The following is a 22,653-nucleotide window of genomic DNA, read 5'->3' on the forward strand; positions in this document are numbered from 1 at the left end:
GGTTCTGTGAGTGCTTTCAACTATTGCAAATAATTAAAGAAAGATTCACTTCAAGGGAAGGTTTTTCAATATGGCCCTTATTCCATTTGTTGAATAAAAAATAAGGGATAAATTAGTTAACTTTCTTCCAAATAGATATTAAAAAACTTTTCTCATTAGCCAAAACCAACCTTATTGTGAAACCAAAAACAATTGATACGCTGCCCATTTTTAAACCTTTACTATTGCCTGTTTGGGTTGTGGGCATTATTTTCTTGTCAAGCTGCGCCCCTCAGGAAGATAATTCCAACAAAGAAGAATGGGTCTCACTTTTTGACGGGACCAATTATGAGGATTGGACACCTAAATTTACAGGCTATCCCTTAGGGGAAAATTATAATGACTCCTTTGTCTTCAAGGACAGTCTCTTAAGTGTCAGGTATCAGGAGAAAGATACCTTTAACGGTACTTTTGGCCATTTATTCTACAAAGATAAATTTTCATATTACAAGCTAAAAGCAACCTACCGTTTTGTAGGGGATCAAATGACAGGGGGACCGGCATGGGCCATCCGAAATAATGGTTTAATGCTTCATTGTCAAGATCCAAAGACTATGGGGCTAGAACAGGATTTCCCAATTTCATTGGAATTGCAACTGCTGGGAGGTGACGGTACGCATGATGGAACCAATGGGAATCTATGTACGCCAGGAACCAATGTGACAATGAAAGATTCGTTGATCACAGACCATTGTATTGCCTCTAATTCAAGGACCTATCATGGCAATGGGTGGGTAACCATCGAGGCACTTGTTTTGGGCGATTCGATAATCCGGCATATCCTGGACAACAAAGTTGTGATGGAATATACCAAGCCCACTATTGGAGGAGGTATGGTCGAAGGGTATCTTGATAGTGCCTATGAGGAAGGGGAACCCGTAGAAGAAGGTTTTATTTCAATTCAAGCTGAGACTGCGCCTATAGATTTCAAGTCCATCGAATTGTTGGATTTATGTGGTTGTACAGATAAAAAAGCCAGGAATTATAAATCGTATTATATAAAATCCAACAACTCAGAATGTGTCTACTGAGTTGTTCACATTACACTTTTTCAAACTAGGTTTGATTGCCCTTTTATTACAAACCATTCAATGTTGATGTACCGTTGACAATTTGAACCTGGAAAGCCCAAAAATCATAAGGGCGTACTTTAGAATGCTGGTACTTTTGTCCCATATCCGGGGACTAGTGTCAATAGCGGGATTCAGCGTTTAGGTAGAAGGTTCATACTTGCGGTGCATAGTCAATTTTTTATAGAAATATTTCAGCTATTTTTCCTACTCCACATCTTCCTGTTAATAACCCCAAAATGATGTCCTTAAAAATTTACATCTTTATAGGAACAATTGTACCATCTGGAATGGTCTAAACTTACAGGAACAAAACAAAAACCTTACATGTTAAAATCCCTCGGCTATATTATGTTGTTTTTGATCTTGGGCGAAGCCCTAAGACATCTTTTCCATCTTCCTGTTGCAGCAAATATCTTAGGAATGATATTTATTTTCCTTGCTTTGAGAACAAGGGTCATTAGTTTGGGTTCGGTAAAACCGGTCGCAGATAAACTCTTGGACTATATATTGTTCCGTGAAGAGTATGATGAAATCAAAAGCAATTTGATACCCTTTTTTGCCGTAGTGACCATTGGGGGTGTCTCCAGTATATTTATAGTTTTGTTGAGCTTGATCTGGTTGGAATCCCCCGGTTTTATCGTTAGGTCATTGGCCGCCAAATCAGTGACCACGCCCATAGCCATTGAAACTACCAAATTGGTTTCGGGAATACCGGCGATTACGGCCGCTGTGGTCATAGCCGTGGGTATTTTTGGAAATGTCTTCGGGGTTCCTATTCTAAGGGCATTTGGCATTAAGAGTGAAATGGCCATAGGAACGGCCCTGGGCACGGCATCCCATGGCATTGGTACAGCTCGGGCCCTGGATATTGGCAGGAGTGCCGCCGCTTACAGAGGTATCGCCATTTGCGTAAATGGCGTGGTCACAGCAATTTTGGTCCCCTTGATATTGGATGGGTTCAATTTTTTATGATAGGCTTGAACACACTTAAAAAACAAACACTTTGAAAACAAAAGACAAAAACAACATGACAATAAAAAATATCATACTGTACATACTTCTTCCAATGGTAATGTTGGGCTGTAAAACAGTTGCCCCGCCCGAAGCTGTGGGACCGACCCCCTCAAAAAGGCAAATGGCTTGGCACAAAATGGAATATTATGCCTTCGTACATTTTAACATGAACACCTTTACCAATAGGGAATGGGGAACAGGGGCCGAATCGCCAAATCAGTTCAATCCCTCCAATTTGGATGTCCGACAATGGGCAAGGGTGGCCCGAGATGCCGGTATGAAAGGTATTATTCTTACAGCCAAGCATCACGATGGTTTTTGCTTGTGGCCATCCAATACTACCGAGCATTCGGTCAAAAATTCACCGTGGAAAAACGGTGAGGGAGACGTGGTCAGGGAATTGAGCGAAGCCTGCAAAGAGTATGGACTGAAACTAGGACTATACCTTTCCCCCTGGGATCGGAACAATACATATTATGGCCGGCCCGAGTACGTGAAAATCTTCCATGAACAGCTCCGGGAACTTTTGACCAATTATGGAGAATTGTTCGAGATTTGGTTTGACGGGGCCAATGGAGGTTCTGGCTACTATGGAGGTGCCAACGAGTCCAGAAAGATCGATAGTAAGACCTACTACGATTGGGAAAAGACCACCGCCATGATCCGAAAGTTGCAGCCCAATGCCGTAATCTTTGCGGATAACGGACCTGATGTACGCTGGGTGGGCAATGAGGAAGGCTGGGCCAATGAGACGAATTGGAGTATCATGCGAAGGGACGAGATCTATCCCGGTTGGCCCCGTTACGTTGAGCTGCGTTCCGGCCATGAGGACGGTACCCATTGGCTACCGGCCGAAGCAGATGTTTCCATCCGGCCGGGTTGGTATTATCATGCCGCTGAGGACCATCAGGTGAAAACGCTGCCCCATCTGCTGGATATTTACTATAACGCTATTGGTAGAAATGCCGCCTTGCTATTGAACCTTCCGGTGGATACCCGTGGATTGGTACATGAAAAGGATGTGAAAAGCTTGATGGCCCTAAAAGAACAAATCGACAAAGATTTTGCCCATGAACTTACAAATAATTCAAAAATAGAGGTTTCGAACACACGAGGAGGTCATTCCGACTATTCGGCCAAAAATATGTTGGATGGCAACAATGATACCTACTGGGCAACCGATGACGGCATTACAAGGGCCACTATCACAGTTTCGTTTGATGAACCCACCGAGCTAAACCGGATAGTTTTGCAAGAATTCATTTCCTTGGGACAACGAATCAAAAAATTTACCGTGAGCGCAAGGGTCGATGGAAAATGGAAAATACTCGACGAGCAGACAACGGTAGGCTATAAGCGCATTCTTCGCTGGGAAACCGTTTTGGCGGATAAGGTGAAAATAGACATTTTAGATTCCAAAGGACCCATTCTGCTGTCCAACCTTGCACTGTACCGTGCACCTAAGCTAGTGGTGGACCCCATCATTACAAGAAACCGTAAAGGGCTTGTTTCCCTTTCGGTGCCAGAGAAATCGGTCGATGTTTTCTATACCTTGGATGGTACCGAGCCTTCCATGGGCTCCCAAAAATATCGTGCACCATTTTTGGTAGAAAAACCCACTACCGTCAAGGCCATTGCGATAAATCCCGAAAACGGACAGGGAAGTGGCGTGGCGGTCAACTATTTTGACCTGGCCAAAAATGATTGGAAGGTCGTTTTTCCGATCGGGGAAGAAAAAGAGATAATAAAATTGATGGACGATAATCCCAAAACCTTTTGGGCAACCAATGAAAAAGAGATTGTGATCGATTTGGGACGCACCCATGAGCTAAATGGTTTTACCTACTGGCCCAACCAAGAACGCTATCCGTTCGGAATCATTACCCATTATGAATTTCTGGTGAGTCAAGATAATAGGAACTGGCAGTCTTTGGCATCGGGGGAGTTCGGTAACATTATCAATAGTAGAATCGAACAAAAGGTTATGTTCCAACCAACGAAGGGGAGGTACATCAAATTACGTGCCTTGGAGGTTGATGGTGCAGATCCACGGGCATCTTTTGCCGAAATAGGGGTTTTGACCCAAGACCCATACCAAGATAATCAATAGATGATGAAACATAAAAGAACAAAGCACAGCATACCCGTATAGCCGAAAAATTAAAACAAACCGATACACAATGCTGCAACTACGACAAAATCTAAAAAAAGCCAAAGTAGCCTTCACTTTATGTATGCTACCGATAGGATTATTGGCCCAATTGAGCCTTTTCCCTACTTGGGATGAGGCCATCAAGTCAGGGATAAGGTTAATGCCTGAAGAGATGGCATGGGATTCACAACCACCTTCTTTGCCCAATGCCGAGGGCAAATATCCGATACCAATCCCGGGGAAGACCAAGGTTCTTTAGGACTCGGATACCATATATTGTTAACATGGGGCAAGCGGAAAGTTTGTCCATGGATTTCCTTTGAAGGAGCAATAGGTATATAAGTGAACAGCTTTACTTGTAATGGGGTTGACTGCAATCGTATAAGAGGAGATTCGACATTGGTCATTGTTTCCCGATGTCCAATGTCGAACTTAAAAACCCGACAATGTCCTTATTGATGTGAATGTTGGCATCGGCATTCGTGAGGGTATGCCATAACCATGAAGAGGCGTGACATCAAAAAAATTGGAGGAGAAATGCCACATCCAGCAGGAATGATATCCGTGGATTATAAGAAGTTAGGTAAAAAGCTAGAGGCTACGATTACCTTACAGGATGGTGTGATAGGTGAGCTTGTTTGGCAAGGAAAAAATACTATGATCAAGTCTGGAACCAATACATTCAACCTATAATAAAGCATATTTGTCCTCAGAACAGATAAGAACAGTTATTTGGGAATTATACCTTATAATTGGATAGAAAACTAAACAAACTAGGATGGATAATTATAACCAAAGGCAATCGAGCGTTTTGAGAAAAAGTACATTCGCTTTTTTTCTGCTGCTTTTTAATGTTTCTTTTTTGGCTATAGGCCAGCTTTCCATAGAAAACTTAAAGGTGGACTATATGGAAAAACCATTGGGAATTGATATTTCCAATCCTAATTTCAGTTGGCAGATGAAGGCCAACGATAACGAAAGAGGATATGGGCAGCAAGCATATCAAATTGTTGTGACCGATGAGGATGGAGCCTTGGTTTGGGATTCCAAACGACAAAACAATGCCGAATCTTTAGGGGTAGCCTATAGCGGTGAAACGCTACAGGCAAGAACCCGATACAATTGGAAAGTCACGGTTTGGGACAAAAATGGAGACACTTTTGAAGGCGAGTCTTGGTTTGAGACCGGACTTATGGAAAGCGATGCCAATGCCGAAGCTTGGAATGGTGCCGAATGGATAGGCGGTTCCGATGAAGATATGGTGTTCTATCCACATTACCTATCCGTATACAAGTTGGAATACGCCATACAGTTGGATGAAAAATCAAAATCCACCAAAGGCGCTTTGGTCTTTGGTGCCAATGATAAGCGGTTGATGGATAGGGATTTGAATGTACAAGGTGTTGAAAATGGCCTTGATGAAAGCTTCATCGCGTTCGAATTGGACATCTCTCAATTGGACGATACTGAAAAAGGTCTCGCACAAGTGCACGTTTACCGAGTAGGTTACGATTCAGAAGATTCCAAAGAGGCACCGCTGTACAGTTTTTCCATACCAAAATCGTTGGTCAATGAAGCGAACAAATACCAACAACACACCTTCTATGTTGATTGTAATTTTGGGTTGTTTGATATTTACTTGGATGGAAGGGAAAAGCAGAACAGGATTTCCAAATCCGATTTGGAAAACCCTTCCCCTTATGAAAGCCAGGGATTTAACCTGAACCCAGTGGGCAGGGGCAACAATTACATCAGTTTCCCTATGGTGGGAGACATTGGTTTTTGGGCAAAAAAGGGCCAAAAAATGGTGATATCCGAACTTAAAGTGAAGAACTTCCGCCAACCTTCCAATGATTTGTTACATGAAGATTTACAAAACACAGATTCCTATTTGGGTGTTTTTAGTATCGCTTCCAAGTCTGACCAGCTTACCATTTCAGCAAAGGGCTACCGTGTTGATGGAGATGATGACGGAGCGCTCATTTTGGTGAATCCTAGTCAAAATGCAGCTCCCATGTTACGTTCTGCGTTTACTTTGGACAGCAAACAGGTACAAAAAGCAAGGCTTTATGTTACTTCACGAGGTATCTACGAAATATACTTTAATGGAGAGCGTGTAGGGGATAGCTATTTTTCTCCCGGACTCACACAATACAACAAGAACCATATGTACCAAACTTATGATCTTACAGACCTATTGAAATCAGGAGAAAGGGAAAACATAATTGGTGCATGGTTGGGTGAAGGCTGGTGGAGTGGCAATATTACCTATAGTGGCGAAAATTGGAACTATTTTGGGGACAGACAGTCTTTATTTGGTCAATTGATTGTCACCTATACTGATGGAACAGAGCAAGTTTTGACCACCAATACAATGGATTGGAAGTTGTTTACCGATGGACCTGTACGTTACGGAAGCTTTTTTCAGGGCGAGGTATATGACGCCAACAAAGAAGACGCCATTCAAGATTGGTCCACCTCAACCTATGATGATTCTTCTTGGAAATCTGCCAGCGAGGTTCCACTGGAGGGAACGGCATACCTAAGTGATGAACTTAGTTATAACAATATGCAATTGGTTGGTCAAATAGGGGAGAACCCATCCATAGTAAAAACTTTGACGCCAAAAGAGGTAAAAGAAGTGAGACCAGGGGTATTTGTTTACGATATGGGCCAAAATATGGTAGGGTTCCCGGAAATTGATTTGCCCAATGGACGATCAGGGGACACCATTACTTTGAGATATGCCGAGGTGACCTATCCAGATTTGGAGGAATCTGGCGATAATGTCGGTATGGTAATGCTCGAAAACATTAGGGCGGCATTGGCTCAAGATATCTACATAAGAAAAGGAGGGGAAGAAACCATAACACCGAGATTTACCTTCCATGGATATAGATATTTGGAGGTAACCGGGCTGGACCAGCCTCTACCATTGAACAGCGTAAAAGGAAAAGTGGTGAGCTCCATCAAAGAATTGGCCTCCAAGTATGAAACCTCCAACGAGTTGGTCAACCGGTTTTGGAAAAACATAACGTGGTCCTTAAGGGGCAATTTCCTATCCATACCGACAGATACCCCGGCCAGGAACGAACGAATGGGGTGGAGTGGTGACATCAATGTATTTTCCGAAGCATCTACCTATTTGGCCAATGTCGAGCCCTTTTTGAGACGCCACCTTTTGGGTATGCGCGATATTCAAAGAGAAGATGGCAGGTTTACCGATGTGGCACCCGTTGGTGGTGGATTCGGGGGAACGCTCTGGGGAAGCGCAGGTGTCGTCATACCTTGGGAGATGTACCAACAATATGGCGATGTAAAGGTCTTGGAGGAACATTACGGGGCCATGCAACGCTATGTGAGATTTTTGGATTCCAAAATTGATAAAGGATCTGGAATTTTGAATGAAGGCCCATTAGGGGATTGGTTGAGTCCAGAAGGGTTTAAAAATGATAATACTTTGTTCTGGACGGCCTATCATTTGTACAATTTGGACATTTTGAAGAAAACTGCTTCCATTCTCGGGAAGACCAACGATGCTTCAAACTACGAAACGCAATATCAGCAAAAAAAGGAATTCTTTAACGAAACATATATCAACAAAAATACAGGGGAAACAGTGCATTCCGGGTTTGTAAGCCAAGGGTTTGGACCACCGCCATCGGAGGAAGACCGACCCAAAAAAGGTAATTTGGTGGATACCCAAGCATCTTATGCCATACCACTGCATCTAAAGGTATTTAATGATGAAAACAAGGAAAAGGCCATAGACCAGTTGGTGGAAAGCATTGTCCGTAGCAATGCGGACGAACTTGGGGTTGAAAGACCCGAGTATTCCTTGATGACGGGCTTTATTGGAACGGCTTCGTTGAACCACGCACTTTCCGAAAATGGAAAGCACGAAACTGCTTATAGGTTATTGCAGCAAACTACCTATCCATCTTGGCTTTATCCCGTGATCAACGGGGCAACCACAATTTGGGAAAGACTTAACTCCTATACAATTGAAGATGGATTCGGAGGCAATAACAGCATGAACTCCTTTAACCATTATTCTTTTGGGGCAGTTGCAGCTTGGATGTACAATTACTCTTTAGGTATCCAAAGAGATCCCGACCATCCTGGGTTTAAACACTTTATTTTGGAGCCGATACCCGACCCTACGGGACAGATGACCTATGCCAAGGGATATTACGATTCCATGTACGGAAGAATACAAAGCGAGTGGAAATTAATTGATGGTGGCTGGGAATACAAGGTAACCGTTCCGGCCAATACCACAGCTACCTTACAATTGAATACCGATTTGGTAAAAAATGTAAAAGAGTCGGGGAAAAGGTTAAAATCTGTAGAAGGAGTAGTGAAAATAGACCAAGTCAACGGAAAGCTCAGCATGGAATTGAAATCCGGAAGTTATCTATTTACTATCCAATACTAATTAGGATAATGGGAACAACTTAAAACGGTAAAATATAACAAATCCAACATTTTACTGCAGCAGACCGTGGTCAGTATAACAGTGAAGGACATTGTCATTGCCCTGATAGAGATCATCGGAAATCACATTACCAAGACCAACAGGCTTTTCCATATGCCAAGCCCAGATTAAGGTATATGGATTCACAAAACCCTTGTAACTTGTAATGGGACATTTTAACCGTATCGCGCCAAGAAATGGGCTTTTATGGCCCTAAGTTACTATCTGTCCCCGACCCAATGCGGATAAATCGGTGCTTGCTCTGATATCCCATTAAGAAGCTTTAGGTGTTCTTCGGACAAATTCCAACCGACGGAATCAATGTTTGAGAGCAATTGCTTTTCGTTCCTTGCGCCAATGACAATGTTCGAAACTCTTTTGTTCTGAAGCAACCAGTTGATAGCTATCTGTGGAATGGATTTTCCGATTTCACTACTTATTTTTTCCATAGCATCAACCACGTTAAATAGGAACTCATCCTCAACAGGTGGTGCCCCCACATCTCCGCCCGATTTTATCCTACCTTCCTTCATTTCCATTCCCCTTTTTATTTTTCCCGTCAATCGTCCCCAACCCAAAGGGCTCCAAACCATCAATCCCATATTTTGGTCTTCCAAAAGGGGAAAGAGTTCCTGTTCGCAATCCCGGCCGATCAGTGAGTAATAGCCTTGGTAGATGATATACTTTTCCAAATTTGCCCTTTCTGACACGGAAAGTGATTTCATCAGCTGCCAAGCGGCAAAATTTGAACAACCGATGTACCGCACCTTGCCACTCTTTACCATAGTGTCAAGGGTCCTCAATGTTTCCTCAATTGGTGTGTTCCGGTCAAAACCATGCATTAAATACAGGTCGATATAATCCGTGCCCAATCGTTTTAAACTGTCTTCAAGGGCGTTCATCAAATGGTATCGTGACGACCCCTTTTCGTTGGGTTGTTCGCCCATTTGGAACGTTGCTTTGGTAGAGACAATGCTTTTGTGTCTTTTCCCTTTTAGCGCTTTGCCCAATACGAGTTCCGAATCACCAAGGGAATAGACATTGGCCGTGTCAAAAAAGTTGATGCCCCTATCAAGGCAAATATCGATGAGTCGTGTGGCTTCCTCTGCATCGGTTTGTCCCCAACGCTGAAAAAATTCGTTGGTTCCCCCAAAAGTACCTGTTCCAAAGCTCAATACGGGTACTTTCAATCCTGAATTCCCTAAATTTCTGTATTCCATTACTATTTGTTTTTATGTTGATATTGATTTTCTCTTTGTATACTTATGATTGCCATTAGGATTGCGATGAGCGCAAACACCGCGCTCATCAAAGTAATCGACAATAGACCCGATGATCTGGAAATGAGCATTCCACCAGTGGATGACCCCAATGCTATTCCTACATTAAAAGCGGAAATATTCAAGACCGAAGCAACATCTTCGGTTCCGGTCAGGTATTTTTCTGAAAGTTGAATCACGTACAATTGCATGCCGGGCACGGTCCCGAATCCTATGAAACCCATCGTTGCGACCAAAATAAGGGCAGTGGTCCTGTAGGGTAAAAGTGGGTACATCAACCCAAAGGCGATGGATAGTACGGTGAACAAATAAATCAGTGTCCTGGCGGGCTTCTCATTGGAAAGCTTTCCGCCCATTAGGTTTCCGAGGGCAACGGCTACACCATAGAGCAATAGGATCAGTGTAATCTGGTTTTCGGTGAACCCTGAAATTTTGTCCAACAGAGGGGGTAAAAATGTGAACGTTCCGAAGAGTGCGGCAAATGAAAATAACGTCAGCGAGAAACCTAAGAGCATTGACCTGTTTTTCAAGACCTTGAACTGGTCCCTGAGTCCAATTGGCGCTCCTTTTTCTATGTTTTTGGGCAGCCAGAGTTGGTTGGCCAACAGGCAAAGAAACCCTATGCCTGCAATGCCACCAAAGGTAAAACGCCACCCGAATTGTTGACCAATATAAGTGCCGAGCGGAACACCGGTCACCATGGCAACGGTCAGCCCGGTGAACATAATTGCAATTGCCGTCGCTCTTTTTTCTTTGGGAACCATACTACTGGCAATATTTGCACCAATACCGACAAAAACGCCGTGGGCGACCCCAGATAAAACCCGTGCAATAAGCAATAGGCTGAAGTTGGATGAAACCGAAGCCAGACCATTGCTGACCACAAAAAGTAATATAATGGTGAGCAGCAATCTTTTACGATCGACCGTATTGGTAAAAGCCGCTACAATTGGCCCGCCAATGGCTACACCCATAGCGTAGGAAGTCACTAACCATCCGGTGGAGGCGATACTAATGGAAAACTCCTTGGCGATGGTCGGCAAGAGACCGATCATCACAACTTCGGTGGTTCCAATGGCAAATACGCTTACGGCCAAAGCCCAAATGGCAATGGGCATTCTAATTTGGCGGACGGTTAATACGCTGTTGTTTTTCATTGGGACAAAGTTCTGTGAAGCATTTTTTGTTCCACAGGACATTTGTCAAAGATTTGATGTGAGGAATGTCACATCATTGGAGCTCGATTTTGGTCAATCGGCTCAATGTTTCCCGTGTGACCCCCAAGTAAGATGCGATCATGGACTTGGGCACACGTTGCATCAAACCAGGGTATAGGGTAATGAGATTGTGGTATCTGTCGTTGGCATTACTGCTTAAAAAACAGAGGATTCGTTTTTGTAAAGCGATATAGCCATTGGTTGTTTTTTTGAGGAAAAAAGTCTGCATTTTGGGCAATTCCCTGATCAACTTTTCTTTATTGTCCAAGGTCAGGGCAAGTGTTTCGGTATTTTCAAGACAGTCTACGATCAAAGTTGCTTTGGTTTTATGGTGAAACGCTTCTGAATCCGTGATCCACCAATTTTCCATGCCAAACTGCAAAATATGTTCTTTGCCGTCATCATCCAGTTTGGTAACGCGCATCAATCCTTTCAGTACAAAGAAATCAAATGGGGCATAGTCGCCCTCATGTAGAACAATTTGATGTTTTTTGAACGTTTTTTTTGGAAAGTGTTCCAGTACAAATTCAAATTCATCATCGGTCAACTGTACTATTTCCTCTATTTGTTTTCTTAATGGATGTTTGTTCATTTATATCATTTGCGTTTTCTTGCATTGCAAAGGTACCAGACCCATACGTAGCCTGTTCACCTTAGGGTTGATTTTAAATGTATTTAAATATACGAAGTACAGGGAGATTGAGGATGGGTTACTTTTTGGTGTTGATGGTTGATTGCCTTTCCGTCTATACTGTGGCATGGTTAATTTTTTGGACCATTGCGCTGTAATTAGAGGGATTTGACTTTTTCCAGTATTGACCTACGATTCTAATTGAACGGGATTTTACACTTTTATCTACCGTTATTGTTCTTTTAAAAAATTCACAATTTCATCTATCAAATCTCTTCTTCCCCGTTCATCTCTGTCCAAAAAAACATAGTGGGTTCCTTTGATGGTTTTAATCCTTTTTCTCTTGCTGTTTGTTAAATCTTTTTCAATGGCGACAAGATCCTGGGGTCTTGACCAAAAATCCAAATCAGTTCTCAGGATCAACGTAGGACAGGTTATTGATGATGCATCCCAATATTTTCTGCCATTGGACATATAAAAGGATTCTTCCCGATACCCGCCCGGAACCTTCATTGTGGTCTTATCCTCACCAAAACTAACAGCCGTGGCTCGATATGCTTCCATGACCAAGGAATCCCTCCAATCTTGTTTGTTCTCAATTGGGATAGTGGAAGTCCACTTCCTGACAAGTCCTTCCTTGTCGGATGCCCTAAAAAATCCGGTTTTATTGAATTTGGTGGAGTCTGACCCTTGCCAAAAGAAATGCTTCAATTCCCAAGGAGCATTGGTCCCGTACAATGAATTAAGGGAAATGAATCCCGCTAGTTTATCGGAGTTTTCAGCTGCATAATTTCCTCCCCAATGCCCCCCGGTTGCCCAACCGAACAAGGATACTTTGTCCACCTTGTCCTTTTCTCTGATGAATTCTACGACACTTTCTATATCTTGGGTTGCTTCTTTATAATTTCCGACTACGACGGTACTGTCACTTAAATTGTAAGTGGGCAAGGTGGATTTTTCCCATCCCCGAATGTTCATCAGGTATACCTTAATACCCTTTTTTGCCAAGTCTTTTGCAAATGAACCGTTGGGAACATCCAAATCAAAGGAAGCGATGGCCCCCGGACCACCTCCATGGATCAGGATCAAGGGATATTCGCTTATTTGTTCTTGTGCTCCGGTTTGAAACTCCCTAACAAAAATCTGCACGCCATCTGTGCTTTTCACAAAAAAATCATCGAATCCAATTTCTTGATGGTCCTGTTGTTTGGTATCCGTTTTGCAGCCTGTGATCAGGTATAGTAAAATTGTTGTAAGCAAGATCTTCTTCATTGTATTTCCTTTTTTTACGGTTTTGCTTTTACAGTTCAAACTCCAAACTGTCTCAAATGGTGGTCGGTGTGTTTGTAGACCAGTATACCGATCTGCTCTTTGGTCATTTTCCCAAAAAAACCATGCACAAAATCAGGGTTGCTGTAGTTACCATATTGGTGGATCAATGAGATCCATTTTGCCTTTTCAGCTTCCAGGTCCCCACTTAGTTCCTTGACCTTGAACTGCTCTGGGGTAGGGATGTTCCTGTCAAAGGGTTTTTCATCCTTGATCGTTCTTTTCAAGGCTATTTTACCGAATATCTTCCCTAGAAATGCCTGTTTGTACGTGTGGTCTTCCGTGCCAAGGATCCAGCCGTTCCAATAGGTGTTATGCTTGAGCATTTGAAAAACGGTCATTTTGCCCCATTGGGCTTTCTTGTCCCCATCGATCTTTTCAATGCGCTCGATCAGTTGCTCTCTAACCACGGGATCATGAATGTTCTTCATCATTGAAATTATTTATGGGTTGTAGGGAAAAGAAGTTGCCTGAATCGTCTTTGAACAATGCTTCCGTACCATAAAATTCCTTGGTCGGTGGTTTGATGAATTCCACTCCCTTGCCCTTTAGTTCTTCATATGTGGCGAAAATATCTTTGCAAGTGAAAACCCCGCAGCCAAATATGCCCTTTTTGATCAGATCGATCAAATTTTCCGCTACCTCTTTGGGAAACATTTTGCTTACGGTAACTGGAAACAGTACAATTTGCAAATCGGGTTGTTCGGGCGGCGAAACCGTTAACCACCTAGTACCCGGCCCCATTGGAATATCATCTACTACCCTGAACCCTAATTTGTTTACATAGAAATCATAAGCACTATCTTGGTCGATAACGTTGACATTGGTAACCGTCATTTTTGTAATCATCACTTTTCTTTGGTGTTAATGTGTTTGCAATTTCAGCAATGGTTTATTTGCTTGCTTCTTCAAAATTGCTATTTTCCAACCAGCCGTGTTGATATGCGTAACAACTTGGAACAAACGCCAAGGGTTTTTTGTCAATGTTCTTTTTGACCATCTCTTGTTGCTTTGAATAGTTGGATGGTGATTCCCCGGCAATTCTTTTGAAACAACCACTAAAAGAGGACAAACTATCAAACCCCACTGAAAAACAGGCTTCGGTAACTGATTTGCCTTCTTTTAAAAACTGTCGGGCTTTTTCAATTCTAACGGATTTCAAATATTGATGTGGAGTCTTTCCATACATGGATTTGAAAAGTCTGATAAAATGGAACTTTGAAAAAAAAGCTTCATCTGAAATATCATCAACATCTATTTTATGCATAAAGTTCGAGTCAATAAATAGTTTTGCCTGGACTATTCTTCTGTATAAATAGACTTTTGGATACTCTTCTTTTATCATAATCAATGGATGTTATGTTCCTAAAACTATAAATTTTTTGTCCCATAACTTGTTAATTTAATAATACTTAACAACTTGAAACAGCTAAAGGAACTGTTAAATCAGTAATGATATGGACCTATTGGGTTTCTTGTACATCATTCCAATTCGGCCAATTGTGCCATCAGTTTTTCCGACCAATCGTTCAATTTTGTTTTTCGCTCGTCGGGTGTGAGCCGGTCCACGGAATAGATAATGTGCGGGTCAAGAACGGTGAACGCTAAAAATTCGAGTATCCCACGATGTATCGGGAACAGGATTGAATTCATGTCACCGTATTTTTCCGGTATGTAGTATTTTTTTGGTCCACCCGTTGTTACCGATAGCATGGCCTTTTTACCGACAGAGAATCCGTTGTCATAGATTTTACCATTGTCGTAGAATTTGCCCATAGCGAAAACTTTATCGACCCAACCCTTCAAAATTGCGGGTACGGAGAACCAGTACAATGGGAATTGCCATATCATGATATCGCACCATTCCACCTTTTCCTGCTCTGATAAAACATCAATGGAAAAGGTGTTTTGCTCAACGGCATGTAGTTCTTCATATTGCTGCTTGAAGAATGTTCCATTTTTCAAGCGTGTAAAATTTCTTTCATCACTTACGGGTTGGAAATTATCCCTGTAGAGATCGGATGTTTTTACCTCATGTCCGTTCTTTTTTAAAGTATCGATTGCAGTGTCGTACAATGCCGAATTAAAACTTTTTGTTTCAGGATGTGCTAGGATAATCAGGATTTTCATAGGTACTATAATTATTTTAGTTTCAAAACTAACTTTAGTTGGTTATGTTTGCAATAACTATCGAAATGGATAGGTTTAAAAAAATGGAAAAATGAACACAGAATGTATCGGTGATTGTGTGAAATTGAACGGGAAGGTATACCCCTGTACCATTAGCCTTACGTTGGATCTGGTGGGCGGAAAATGGAAAGCCGTCATACTTTACCATTTAAGGGACAAACCGAAAAGATATAATGAACTCCACAAGGAAATGCCCACTGTTACAGAAATGACCTTGAGTCTACAGCTAAAAAAACTGGAGAAGGATGGCTTGGTAAAAAGGAAGGTTTATGGAAAAAAGCCACCCATAAAGGTTGTTTATAGTTTAACCGATCTGGGGAAAAGCTTTGTTCCGGTTTTGGAAGCGATCACAGAATGGGGAAACCAGGTAGTCAGCGAAAACGGGGAATTTTTGTACAATTCCCTAGGCCCATCCCAATAAAAGTGACGCCATATAGCTACTTTTCAAACAGTTTGGTTTTAGGGGTAGCTTAACTAAGTATGTAATTTTTATTCGAGTTTTTTATGTTTTCTTCCCCACTTTTCAAGTTCCCGTATAATTGACCTTAGTTCATATCCAATTGTAGTTAGTTCGTATTCCACACGGGGCGGGACTTCTGCATAGACTGTTCTCTTTACAATTTTATTTTGCTCTAATTTCCTAAGTTGTAAGGTAAGCATTCGTTCAGTTATGTTTGGTAACCGTTTTTTTAATTCTCCGAACCTATGTTTTCCGTTTATCAAATAACAACATATCGATAAAGCCCATTGACCTCCTATGATATTTGAAGCATATACCTCCAAACATTCCTGTTCCAGTATTTTTTTGTTTTCGAAATGTGTTGATGTTTCTTTTATTTTGGTCATTACTTACATTTTTTATAGTACCCTACAATTGGTTGTAAACGTGTAAAATTACTGTTTGCAAACTATTTTTGGTTTTCAAATTTAGTTTGATAAAACATGAAGACATTGATAATTGTTGCGCATCCAAATATAAAAGATTCAAAAGTCAACAAGAGATGGATTGAAGAGTTGCAGAAATATCCTGAGACTTTTTATGTCCATCAATTGCACGAGGTCTATCCCAACGAAGAAATCGATGTTCCGGCAGAGCAAGAACTGATAGAAAAGTATGATAAAATTGTATTTCAGTTTCCTTACTACTGGTTCAATTGTCCTCCGTTCCTTAAAAAATGGTTCGATGAAGTGCTCACCTATGGTTGGGCTTATGGCAGCAAGAGTGGTTATAAGGTTGGGGGGAAGAAAATCGCCTTGGCGGTTTCGGCTGGAATTGATGAAAATGAATATCACCCAACGGGAAAATACAAATACACTTTGGAAGAATTGCTTCGTCCTTTTGAGTTGACCTTTGAATATATAAAAGCCGATTACCGTCCATTTTTCGCGTATTATGGAATCGAGCTAAATTCATCAAAGGAATGGATCGAGAAAAGTGTTCCAAAATATCTTGACTTTTTAAATTCTTTTTAAAATTTTATGTCGATTGGTTTGGTCAGTATGACGCATAACAGTCTCTTTTATTTTGAATTCATAGCACGGTCCAGATACCCGACCTGTATCTTTTGAACACTGTACTTTTTTGAAGTAACATCTGCTAAGTCATCTTATGCCTGCCAAAAATTGTCTATGTAGGAACACGAAATTTTAGGAGCCATTTCTTGTCCATTCAGAATTTATAGCATCCCGAAAATTAAGAGTTACATGAACACTTTTCGTCCTATTGTGGCAAAAGGGTGGCATAATGGGTATTGGAGGTTTGGGAAAATTTGTCCCATTGCGCTTGCAAACTTTTAACGGGTCGTTTTTCATTTATTTTTTACGATTCTAAAGCCTAAATCATCTATTTTGAACAAAAGGGGGATGGCTTCTTCTCCGTGTTGTGGGCATGACACTCCGTTCTTGGTCGAACCAACCGCGGCCACGCAAAACACGGTATATCCCATAGTCGGTTTCGTCATAGAGGTCTGAACACCATTCCCATACATTGCCCAACATATCATAAAGCCCCATGGGTTGGGTTCCTTTTGTACGACTTCCTGGGGCTGACCATTGGAATTTAATCAACAAAGAGAAAACTAGGGCTTGGCCTGTCAATTGCTCTTAATATGGTCAAGAACGAAATCCGCTCTTTCCTCCACAGATGCCTTGGGAACCTCAATGAGATTATATTGGTACCCGCGATAGGTCTGTATCATTTTGTTATAGGTGAACACAGCTTCGTTCCAATCCTGCTTTCGCTGTGCATCCGTTTGGTAGATGTCCTTCCATGGGGGCAGGATGAAAACCTTGCCGTTGTATCTGTTGGTTTCTGCGAATGTTTTCATTTCCTGATCAATGGGAATGCCTTCCAGTGCTGCATAGCACAAAGCATCTAAAAAGCCCCGGTCGAAGAATATTGGAATATTGCCCTTGAAACCTTCGACAATCCCTTCAAAGCTTTCAATGGAACGCTGAAACATCAGTTCCATGTAAAGCTTTTTGTTCTTCCAAGGAAGGGCCTCACCATCTAGGTTCTGCTGTTCTTTAATCAATTCGCGGGCTATTTCGGGCACAACGATCACGCCCCTATTTTTTAGTTCCTGTAAAAGGGTTGTTTTGCCCACTCCCGGGCCGCCTGTAATGACGTAAAATGGAAAATTATTCAATTCGGTTTAATGGGTTGGTATGGTGGTACTCGCTTTTACCTTCAAAAACAGTCTGTAAAACTACAAACTTATTGGGAATTGTGCATGCCGAAGGAAGATCTGTAATATTGCTGGGACGGACTTTATTTATCCAGTGTGTTTTGACTATTTTTTCGTCTTGTATGGTGAACTTAAAATCGATTTACTCTATGGATTCTCAGTTTATTGCACTTAATCTGCAAAAACCAACTGTTATTTTATGTCTTTCGAATTGGAATCAATTTAGCATGAACACTTTGGAAACGGATTAGTTCTCAAAGCTTTAAATTTCTGTATGTTAAGCGTTATGTAAAAACACCCTCCTTATCCATAAAAAAATTGCTTGCAAAGAATTCATGGCTATGATTGGAATTGAACTGAATTTGGGTCATAATTAATCGATGGAGTTTTTTGGGTTTTATATTTATAGTAGAAAAAAACCATAAATCATCAAGGTCAATTTTTATTTTTAGCTAAATAAAAAACCAGAAAATATTTATTTTCTGGTTTTCAATCCATATTTGGAATCCAAGTCAATCCGTTGAAGGGGGGCTAATAGCCAAAGATTTCCTCAAGGGTCAACTTTTCCACTTCACCAATTTTTTTTAGGTCATCTTCACTGATTCTCTCCTGAGACCCAATAATACAATATGTATAGGGTTTATCGGCCAATTTCTCCTTATGAAATTGCCGGACTTCGTTCAAGGTGATATCATCAATGGCTTCATACACCTTTTTTCGCATATCATAATCCAACCCTTTCTCCTTGGCCTCAAAATAGTGATAAATAGGTTCAATTTCCACTACACGTTGGGTTGCTATTGATTGTTTGATAGCCGCCTTGTTGGCAATAAATTCCTTTTTGTTCAAGGGGAGTTCATCCAACAGATCATCCATGGCATCAACGGCCTGTAGCATCTTGTCGGATTGGCTTCCAACATAGGCCATCATTCTAAACATACGTTCATTTTTGGAAGGAATGGCATAATGGGCATAGGTAGCATAGGCCAAGGCCTTTGATTCTCGAATTGTCTGGAAAACCACAGAACCCATACCTCCTCCAAAATAAGCATTGAACAGCTTGATTACTGGCTCTTTTTCAGCATCGTAGTTTTCAACATTACGTATCCATTGGATTTCACTTTGGACCATATCATAATCGGCAAACAACACACGATTTTTATCTTGTGTGGTATAGGTATATGTGGTCTTTTCCGGATAGGGTTCAAAAGAACCGGGGAAGGAATGGAGGGAGGTTAATGATGATTTCAATTCCCTTTTGGGCATGGGGCCATAGTAGATGACATTATGTTCAAAATCCAATAGCCCTTGGAGAATTCCGATCAATTGTTGGGAAGTCATGGTCAATATCTCCTCATTTGACAGCACATCATTGAATGGGTTATTTGGTCCGTATGTGGCATAATTGGTCAACCCTTGCAAAATATTGCGTTTTTCCAACTTACTGTCCGAGCGCCCCTTCAAAATCCGTTCCTTCAATTTGGTCAATGCCTCCTCATCAGGTTTGCAGTTTTGGATTACATGTTCAAAGAGACTGACGACTTCGGCGAAGTTTTCTTGAAGCCCGGTAAAAGTGACACGGGTAAGTTCCGATGAGGCGCTTGCCCTATAGTTGCTGGCCAACGCATATAACTTTGTATTGATTTCTTCCGAGGTATAGGTATCGGTGGACAAATAATTGAGATAACTTAATGCCAAGGGCAAATATTTATTGTGGTACGACCCCATTTCGAATCGGTATTCCATGGTAAAAAGATCATTTTCCGTATTCTGTATATAGAACAAGTCCGCGGGACCGACTTTATCGATATCCAAGTCCTTTTCGAAATTGATCCATTTAGGCCGTATGGGTGCCACCTCCATCTGTTTGATGGCTTGGACATACTGGGACTCCTTTCCCGCATTGGTCTCAATGGGCGTAATCGGTGGTTTGACTACTTTCACCACATTTTCGTCCTCTCCCTGCCTTTTGTAAAGGGTGAGGTAATTCTCTGACAAATATGCATTGGCTACCTTAACAATATCTTCTTTGGTGAGCTCAGACATAGTGTCAAGGGATGCCACATCATTTGCCCATGCCGAGTTGTTACTTTTAATAAAAACGTTTAGAAGAGCGTTCAACCTGCTATTGTTCGACTTCAGGGCTTCTTGTTCCTGTAGTTTATAATTAGCGACTATCGCATTTAAAAGGTCTTGGTCAAAATCACCCTTTTTTAGTTTTTCCAACTCAGCCATTAAAATGGTTTTCACCTCCTCAAGGGTCTGTCCCTGTTTAGGTCCTCCACCGACCATAAAAACACCATGGTCCTTGTATTGCAGCAACCAACTATATGCACCCTGTACTCTTTGTTTTTGGTTGATATTGATATCGAAAAGCCCTGCTTTTCCATTGTTCAGTATGGCTGTGATCAAATTAAGTGCCTCAGCATCTTTCGTATAGGCTGCTGGAGAACGCCATGCCAATCTGACCTGCTCAGGACTAGGTCCGTAGACTTCTTTTTCCAAGGGCGACTCCATCGGTTTCTCTGGAGCGGGATCATACGCTTCAAAGGGTTTGGGACGCATATAGGAAAAATGTTCATCAACCTTTTTTATCATTTCGTCCGCATCAAAATCCCCTACCATGATAACGGCCATATTGTTTGGGACATAATATGTTTCATAATACTTCTTTATAGCAGTTATGGATGGACTTTTAAGATGTTCAATGGTTCCTATAGTGGTCTGTTGCCCGTAGTTATGGGTCGGGAAAAGTGCATCGTTCATCACCTCGTTCATTTTTCGTCCATCATTGTCCAAGGACCTGTTCTTCTCTTCATATACCGCCTCCAATTCCGTATGGAACAACCGCACCACCGGGTTTCTAAAACGCTCCGCCTGTACGGCCAAGAACTTATCGATGGCATTGGAGGGGATATTCTCCTTATAAACGGTCTCTTCCATCCAGGTATGGGCATTGGTACCCTCAGAACCAATATCGGTCATCAATTTATCGTATTCCCCAGCAATGGCATACTGTGAAGCTATTTGGGACATACTGTCTATTTGTTGGTATATTTTTTTGCGCATCGCGGTATCCTGTGTCGCATTGTGCTTTTCGTACAAGGCCTCGATTTTATTCAATAAGGGCCTTTCCTTCTCCCAGTCCAGTGAACCGAATTTATCCGTTCCCTTGAATAAAATATGCTCCAGATAGTGGGCCAGGCCCGTATGCTCCTTTGGATCGGAATTACTCCCCGTCCTAACGGCAATATTCACGGCGATTCTAGGGGTGCGGTGGTTTTCGCTGAGCACGACCTTTAGACCATTGTCCAACGTATAAAACCGGGTTTTCATCGGATCATGGGTCACATATTCATAGGAATACCCGTTGGAAGTAGCTTTCTCCCATTCGTATTCGACCTTTTGGGAAAGTGCCCAACCCGAAACTAAAAAAACTATGCATGCCGTTAGCATGCCTTTCAATCTAAATGAGTTTGATTTCATATATCTGTTTTTCATTGATTTTACTGATTTGCCATTTTCTTTTTGAGGAGCCACCCAAAAAGTGGGCAGCCCCTAACTAACTCAAAAAGAAAAATGAAAGGCTCTATGGAAGTAGGATTTTGATGCACAATAGCCTGTACAATCTTGTTCCCATAAGGCTCTGACTACTTTTTATTCACTTGTTGTTTTATTATTCATTACTATGGTATTTCAAAATTTCGTGTAGCATAGGGTTACAATTCAAAAAAAGAAAGGTGTCCGATACTTGCATAGGTCCCGTGGACATATTCAAATTCGTTGTTTTTGGGATTGTATTGATAATCTTTTTCCCATTCGTCCTTGTTCCGCACAATTTCCCGAAGGGCCCCGGTAATATATCTTACATCATCAGCGTCCATAATGGGATGTAGGGAGACACGGACCCATCCTGGTTTGTTTCGRAGGTCTTTCCCATCAATGTCCTCCATGATCTGTGAAGACCTTGCCCGGTCCAGCCCGAAAAGRTAATGGGCAAAGGTGCTTGCGCACGACCACCCTCCCCTGACCTGGATCCCGAAGCGGTCGTTGAGCAAACGGACCACCAGGTTATAATGGATATCCTTGAGGTTAAAGGACAGACAGCCGATACGTTGGGCATCCTCATTCCCCAAATATTGTATTTCCCCAAGATCCTTGAGCTCATCCCGAAAAAGCCCCAGCAAAGCCTGTTCCCTTATGGCCATAAATCTGGTATCCATCTTTTCTTTCAATTGTATGGCAAGGGCGGCCTTAATGGTTTGGATGATACCCGGTGTGCCCCCATCTTCCCTGATCTCCAAATCCTCAAAAAACCTATGTTTTCCCCAGGGCGTGGTCCATTTCACATTGCCGCCTCCCGGGATCTCGGGCACTTCATTTTGGCAAAGGTTTTTATTGAACACCAAAATCCCGCAGGCTCCGGGACCTCCCAGAAATTTATGGGGCGAAAAGAAAATGGCATCCATCCGACATTCCGGATCATTGGGATGCATATCGATATCCACATAGGGAGCGGATGCTGCAAAGTCAAAAAAACAGACCCCTCCATGGGCATGCATGG

At 41.9% G+C, this 22,653-nt stretch carries 21 protein-coding genes; 8 read left to right on the top strand and 13 right to left on the bottom strand.

The genetic code is table 11. The features are described from left to right. Window positions 1-176: 176 nt before the first annotated feature. The 6 genes from GO009_RS15705 (at window position 177) to GO009_RS15730 (ending at window position 8,716) form a co-directional block, all read left to right on the top strand. Window positions 177-1,070: a DUF1080 domain-containing protein gene (locus GO009_RS15705; RefSeq protein ID WP_163627584.1), complete on the top strand. Its 894-nt coding sequence runs from the start codon at window positions 177-179 to the stop codon at window positions 1,068-1,070. Window positions 1,071-1,436: 366 nt separating this feature from the next. Next, window positions 1,437-2,084, top strand: a complete 648-nt coding sequence (locus tag GO009_RS15710) for an LrgB family protein (RefSeq protein WP_163627585.1) — start codon at window positions 1,437-1,439, stop codon at window positions 2,082-2,084. 55 nt (window positions 2,085-2,139) lie between these two features. Continuing rightward, window positions 2,140-4,236, top strand: a complete 2,097-nt coding sequence (locus GO009_RS15715; RefSeq protein WP_239057492.1) for an alpha-L-fucosidase — start codon at window positions 2,140-2,142, stop codon at window positions 4,234-4,236. A 70-nt stretch (window positions 4,237-4,306) separates the two neighbouring features. After that, window positions 4,307-4,537 carry a hypothetical protein gene (locus GO009_RS15720; RefSeq protein WP_163627587.1) on the top strand — a complete coding sequence of 77 codons (231 nt, stop codon included), beginning with the start codon at window positions 4,307-4,309 and terminating at the stop codon, window positions 4,535-4,537. 242 nt (window positions 4,538-4,779) lie between these two features. After that, window positions 4,780-4,971, top strand: coding sequence for a hypothetical protein (locus tag GO009_RS15725; RefSeq protein ID WP_163627589.1), 192 nt, complete (start codon window positions 4,780-4,782; stop codon window positions 4,969-4,971). A gap of 85 nt (window positions 4,972-5,056) precedes the next feature. Then, a complete protein-coding gene (locus GO009_RS15730; RefSeq protein WP_163627591.1) occupies window positions 5,057-8,716 on the top strand; it encodes an alpha-L-rhamnosidase in 3,660 nt (1,219 codons plus the stop codon). A gap of 260 nt (window positions 8,717-8,976) precedes the next feature. On the opposite strand, the gene GO009_RS15735 is transcribed toward GO009_RS15730, so the two are convergent. The 8 genes from GO009_RS15735 to GO009_RS15770 all read right to left on the bottom strand — a co-directional run bounded on the left by GO009_RS15735 (window position 8,977) and on the right by GO009_RS15770 (window position 15,342). Next, complete coding sequence (locus tag GO009_RS15735; RefSeq protein WP_163627593.1) at window positions 8,977-9,975, bottom strand: aldo/keto reductase; 999 nt, start codon at window positions 9,973-9,975, stop codon at window positions 8,977-8,979. A gap of 2 nt (window positions 9,976-9,977) precedes the next feature. Beyond that, complete coding sequence (locus GO009_RS15740) at window positions 9,978-11,192, bottom strand: MFS transporter (protein WP_239057493.1); 1,215 nt, start codon at window positions 11,190-11,192, stop codon at window positions 9,978-9,980. Window positions 11,193-11,265: 73 nt separating this feature from the next. After that, window positions 11,266-11,844 (bottom strand): Crp/Fnr family transcriptional regulator, encoded by a 579-nt coding sequence (locus GO009_RS15745; protein ID WP_163627597.1) that lies wholly within the window; start codon window positions 11,842-11,844, stop codon window positions 11,266-11,268. A 270-nt stretch (window positions 11,845-12,114) separates the two neighbouring features. Further along, a complete protein-coding gene (locus GO009_RS15750; RefSeq protein ID WP_163627599.1) occupies window positions 12,115-13,155 on the bottom strand; it encodes an alpha/beta hydrolase in 1,041 nt (346 codons plus the stop codon). A gap of 35 nt (window positions 13,156-13,190) precedes the next feature. Next, window positions 13,191-13,646 (bottom strand): DUF1569 domain-containing protein, encoded by a 456-nt coding sequence (locus tag GO009_RS15755; RefSeq protein ID WP_239057494.1) that lies wholly within the window; start codon window positions 13,644-13,646, stop codon window positions 13,191-13,193. Further along, entirely contained in the window at window positions 13,627-14,061 is a 435-nt protein-coding gene (locus tag GO009_RS15760) for a VOC family protein (RefSeq protein WP_163627619.1), read from the bottom strand. The genes GO009_RS15755 and GO009_RS15760 overlap by 20 nt, the downstream gene beginning before the upstream one ends. A 43-nt stretch (window positions 14,062-14,104) precedes the next feature. Further along, on the bottom strand, window positions 14,105-14,557 hold the full coding sequence (locus GO009_RS15765) for an AraC family transcriptional regulator (RefSeq protein ID WP_163627601.1): 453 nt from the start codon (window positions 14,555-14,557) through the stop codon (window positions 14,105-14,107). A gap of 137 nt (window positions 14,558-14,694) precedes the next feature. After that, window positions 14,695-15,342, bottom strand: coding sequence for an NAD(P)H-dependent oxidoreductase (locus tag GO009_RS15770; RefSeq protein WP_163627603.1), 648 nt, complete (start codon window positions 15,340-15,342; stop codon window positions 14,695-14,697). Between the two features lie 91 nt (window positions 15,343-15,433). Between GO009_RS15770 and GO009_RS15775 the strand changes: the two genes are divergently transcribed. Next, the gene (locus GO009_RS15775; RefSeq protein WP_163627605.1) at window positions 15,434-15,823 is read left to right on the top strand and encodes a helix-turn-helix domain-containing protein; all 390 of its coding nucleotides are present in this window, start codon (window positions 15,434-15,436) and stop codon (window positions 15,821-15,823) included. Between the two features lie 68 nt (window positions 15,824-15,891). Here GO009_RS15775 and GO009_RS15780 read toward each other — a convergent pair whose 3' ends face one another. Continuing rightward, window positions 15,892-16,248 (bottom strand): helix-turn-helix domain-containing protein, encoded by a 357-nt coding sequence (locus tag GO009_RS15780; protein ID WP_163627607.1) that lies wholly within the window; start codon window positions 16,246-16,248, stop codon window positions 15,892-15,894. Between the two features lie 96 nt (window positions 16,249-16,344). Between GO009_RS15780 and GO009_RS15785 the strand changes: the two genes are divergently transcribed. Next, window positions 16,345-16,875, top strand: a complete 531-nt coding sequence (locus GO009_RS15785) for an NAD(P)H-dependent oxidoreductase (RefSeq protein WP_163627609.1) — start codon at window positions 16,345-16,347, stop codon at window positions 16,873-16,875. 366 nt (window positions 16,876-17,241) lie between these two features. On the opposite strand, the gene GO009_RS17990 is transcribed toward GO009_RS15785, so the two are convergent. The 4 genes from GO009_RS17990 to GO009_RS15805 all read right to left on the bottom strand — a co-directional run. Continuing rightward, entirely contained in the window at window positions 17,242-17,415 is a 174-nt protein-coding gene (locus GO009_RS17990; RefSeq protein ID WP_203532468.1) for an SUMF1/EgtB/PvdO family nonheme iron enzyme, read from the bottom strand. Window positions 17,416-17,495: 80 nt separating this feature from the next. Then, on the bottom strand, window positions 17,496-18,050 hold the full coding sequence (locus tag GO009_RS15795; protein ID WP_163627611.1) for an AAA family ATPase: 555 nt from the start codon (window positions 18,048-18,050) through the stop codon (window positions 17,496-17,498). A gap of 570 nt (window positions 18,051-18,620) precedes the next feature. Continuing rightward, window positions 18,621-21,575, bottom strand: a complete 2,955-nt coding sequence (locus GO009_RS15800) for a M16 family metallopeptidase (protein ID WP_203532469.1) — start codon at window positions 21,573-21,575, stop codon at window positions 18,621-18,623. Between the two features lie 233 nt (window positions 21,576-21,808). After that, the coding region (locus tag GO009_RS15805; protein WP_163627613.1) for an aminotransferase class V-fold PLP-dependent enzyme at window positions 21,809-22,653 on the bottom strand (845 nt) is incomplete at its 5' end.

The organism is Allomuricauda sp. TY007 (assembly GCF_010468565.1).
In the GTDB taxonomy this organism is placed as follows: Bacteria; Bacteroidota; Bacteroidia; order Flavobacteriales; family Flavobacteriaceae; genus Flagellimonas.

Excerpts from the sequence above, each read along its gene's own strand:
- GO009_RS15710 (WP_163627585.1), top strand. The coding sequence starts at position 1,437 with ATGTTAAAATCCCTCGGCTATATTATGTTGTTTTTGATCTTGGGCGAA.
- GO009_RS15715 (WP_239057492.1), top strand. The coding sequence starts at position 2,140 with ATGACAATAAAAAATATCATACTGTACATACTTCTTCCAATGGTAATG.
- GO009_RS15720 (WP_163627587.1), top strand. The coding sequence starts at position 4,307 with ATGCTGCAACTACGACAAAATCTAAAAAAAGCCAAAGTAGCCTTCACT.
- GO009_RS15725 (WP_163627589.1), top strand. The coding sequence starts at position 4,780 with ATGAAGAGGCGTGACATCAAAAAAATTGGAGGAGAAATGCCACATCCA.
- GO009_RS15730 (WP_163627591.1), top strand. The coding sequence starts at position 5,057 with ATGGATAATTATAACCAAAGGCAATCGAGCGTTTTGAGAAAAAGTACA.
- GO009_RS15735 (WP_163627593.1), bottom strand. The coding sequence starts at position 9,975 with ATGGAATACAGAAATTTAGGGAATTCAGGATTGAAAGTACCCGTATTG.
- GO009_RS15740 (WP_239057493.1), bottom strand. The coding sequence starts at position 11,192 with ATGAAAAACAACAGCGTATTAACCGTCCGCCAAATTAGAATGCCCATT.
- GO009_RS15745 (WP_163627597.1), bottom strand. The coding sequence starts at position 11,844 with ATGAACAAACATCCATTAAGAAAACAAATAGAGGAAATAGTACAGTTG.
- GO009_RS15750 (WP_163627599.1), bottom strand. The coding sequence starts at position 13,155 with ATGAAGAAGATCTTGCTTACAACAATTTTACTATACCTGATCACAGGC.
- GO009_RS15755 (WP_239057494.1), bottom strand. The coding sequence starts at position 13,646 with ATGATGAAGAACATTCATGATCCCGTGGTTAGAGAGCAACTGATCGAG.
- GO009_RS15760 (WP_163627619.1), bottom strand. The coding sequence starts at position 14,061 with ATGATTACAAAAATGACGGTTACCAATGTCAACGTTATCGACCAAGAT.
- GO009_RS15765 (WP_163627601.1), bottom strand. The coding sequence starts at position 14,557 with ATGATAAAAGAAGAGTATCCAAAAGTCTATTTATACAGAAGAATAGTC.
- GO009_RS15770 (WP_163627603.1), bottom strand. The coding sequence starts at position 15,342 with ATGAAAATCCTGATTATCCTAGCACATCCTGAAACAAAAAGTTTTAAT.
- GO009_RS15775 (WP_163627605.1), top strand. The coding sequence starts at position 15,434 with ATGAACACAGAATGTATCGGTGATTGTGTGAAATTGAACGGGAAGGTA.
- GO009_RS15780 (WP_163627607.1), bottom strand. The coding sequence starts at position 16,248 with ATGACCAAAATAAAAGAAACATCAACACATTTCGAAAACAAAAAAATA.
- GO009_RS15785 (WP_163627609.1), top strand. The coding sequence starts at position 16,345 with ATGAAGACATTGATAATTGTTGCGCATCCAAATATAAAAGATTCAAAA.
- GO009_RS17990 (WP_203532468.1), bottom strand. The coding sequence starts at position 17,415 with ATGGGGCTTTATGATATGTTGGGCAATGTATGGGAATGGTGTTCAGAC.
- GO009_RS15800 (WP_203532469.1), bottom strand. The coding sequence starts at position 21,575 with ATGAAATCAAACTCATTTAGATTGAAAGGCATGCTAACGGCATGCATA.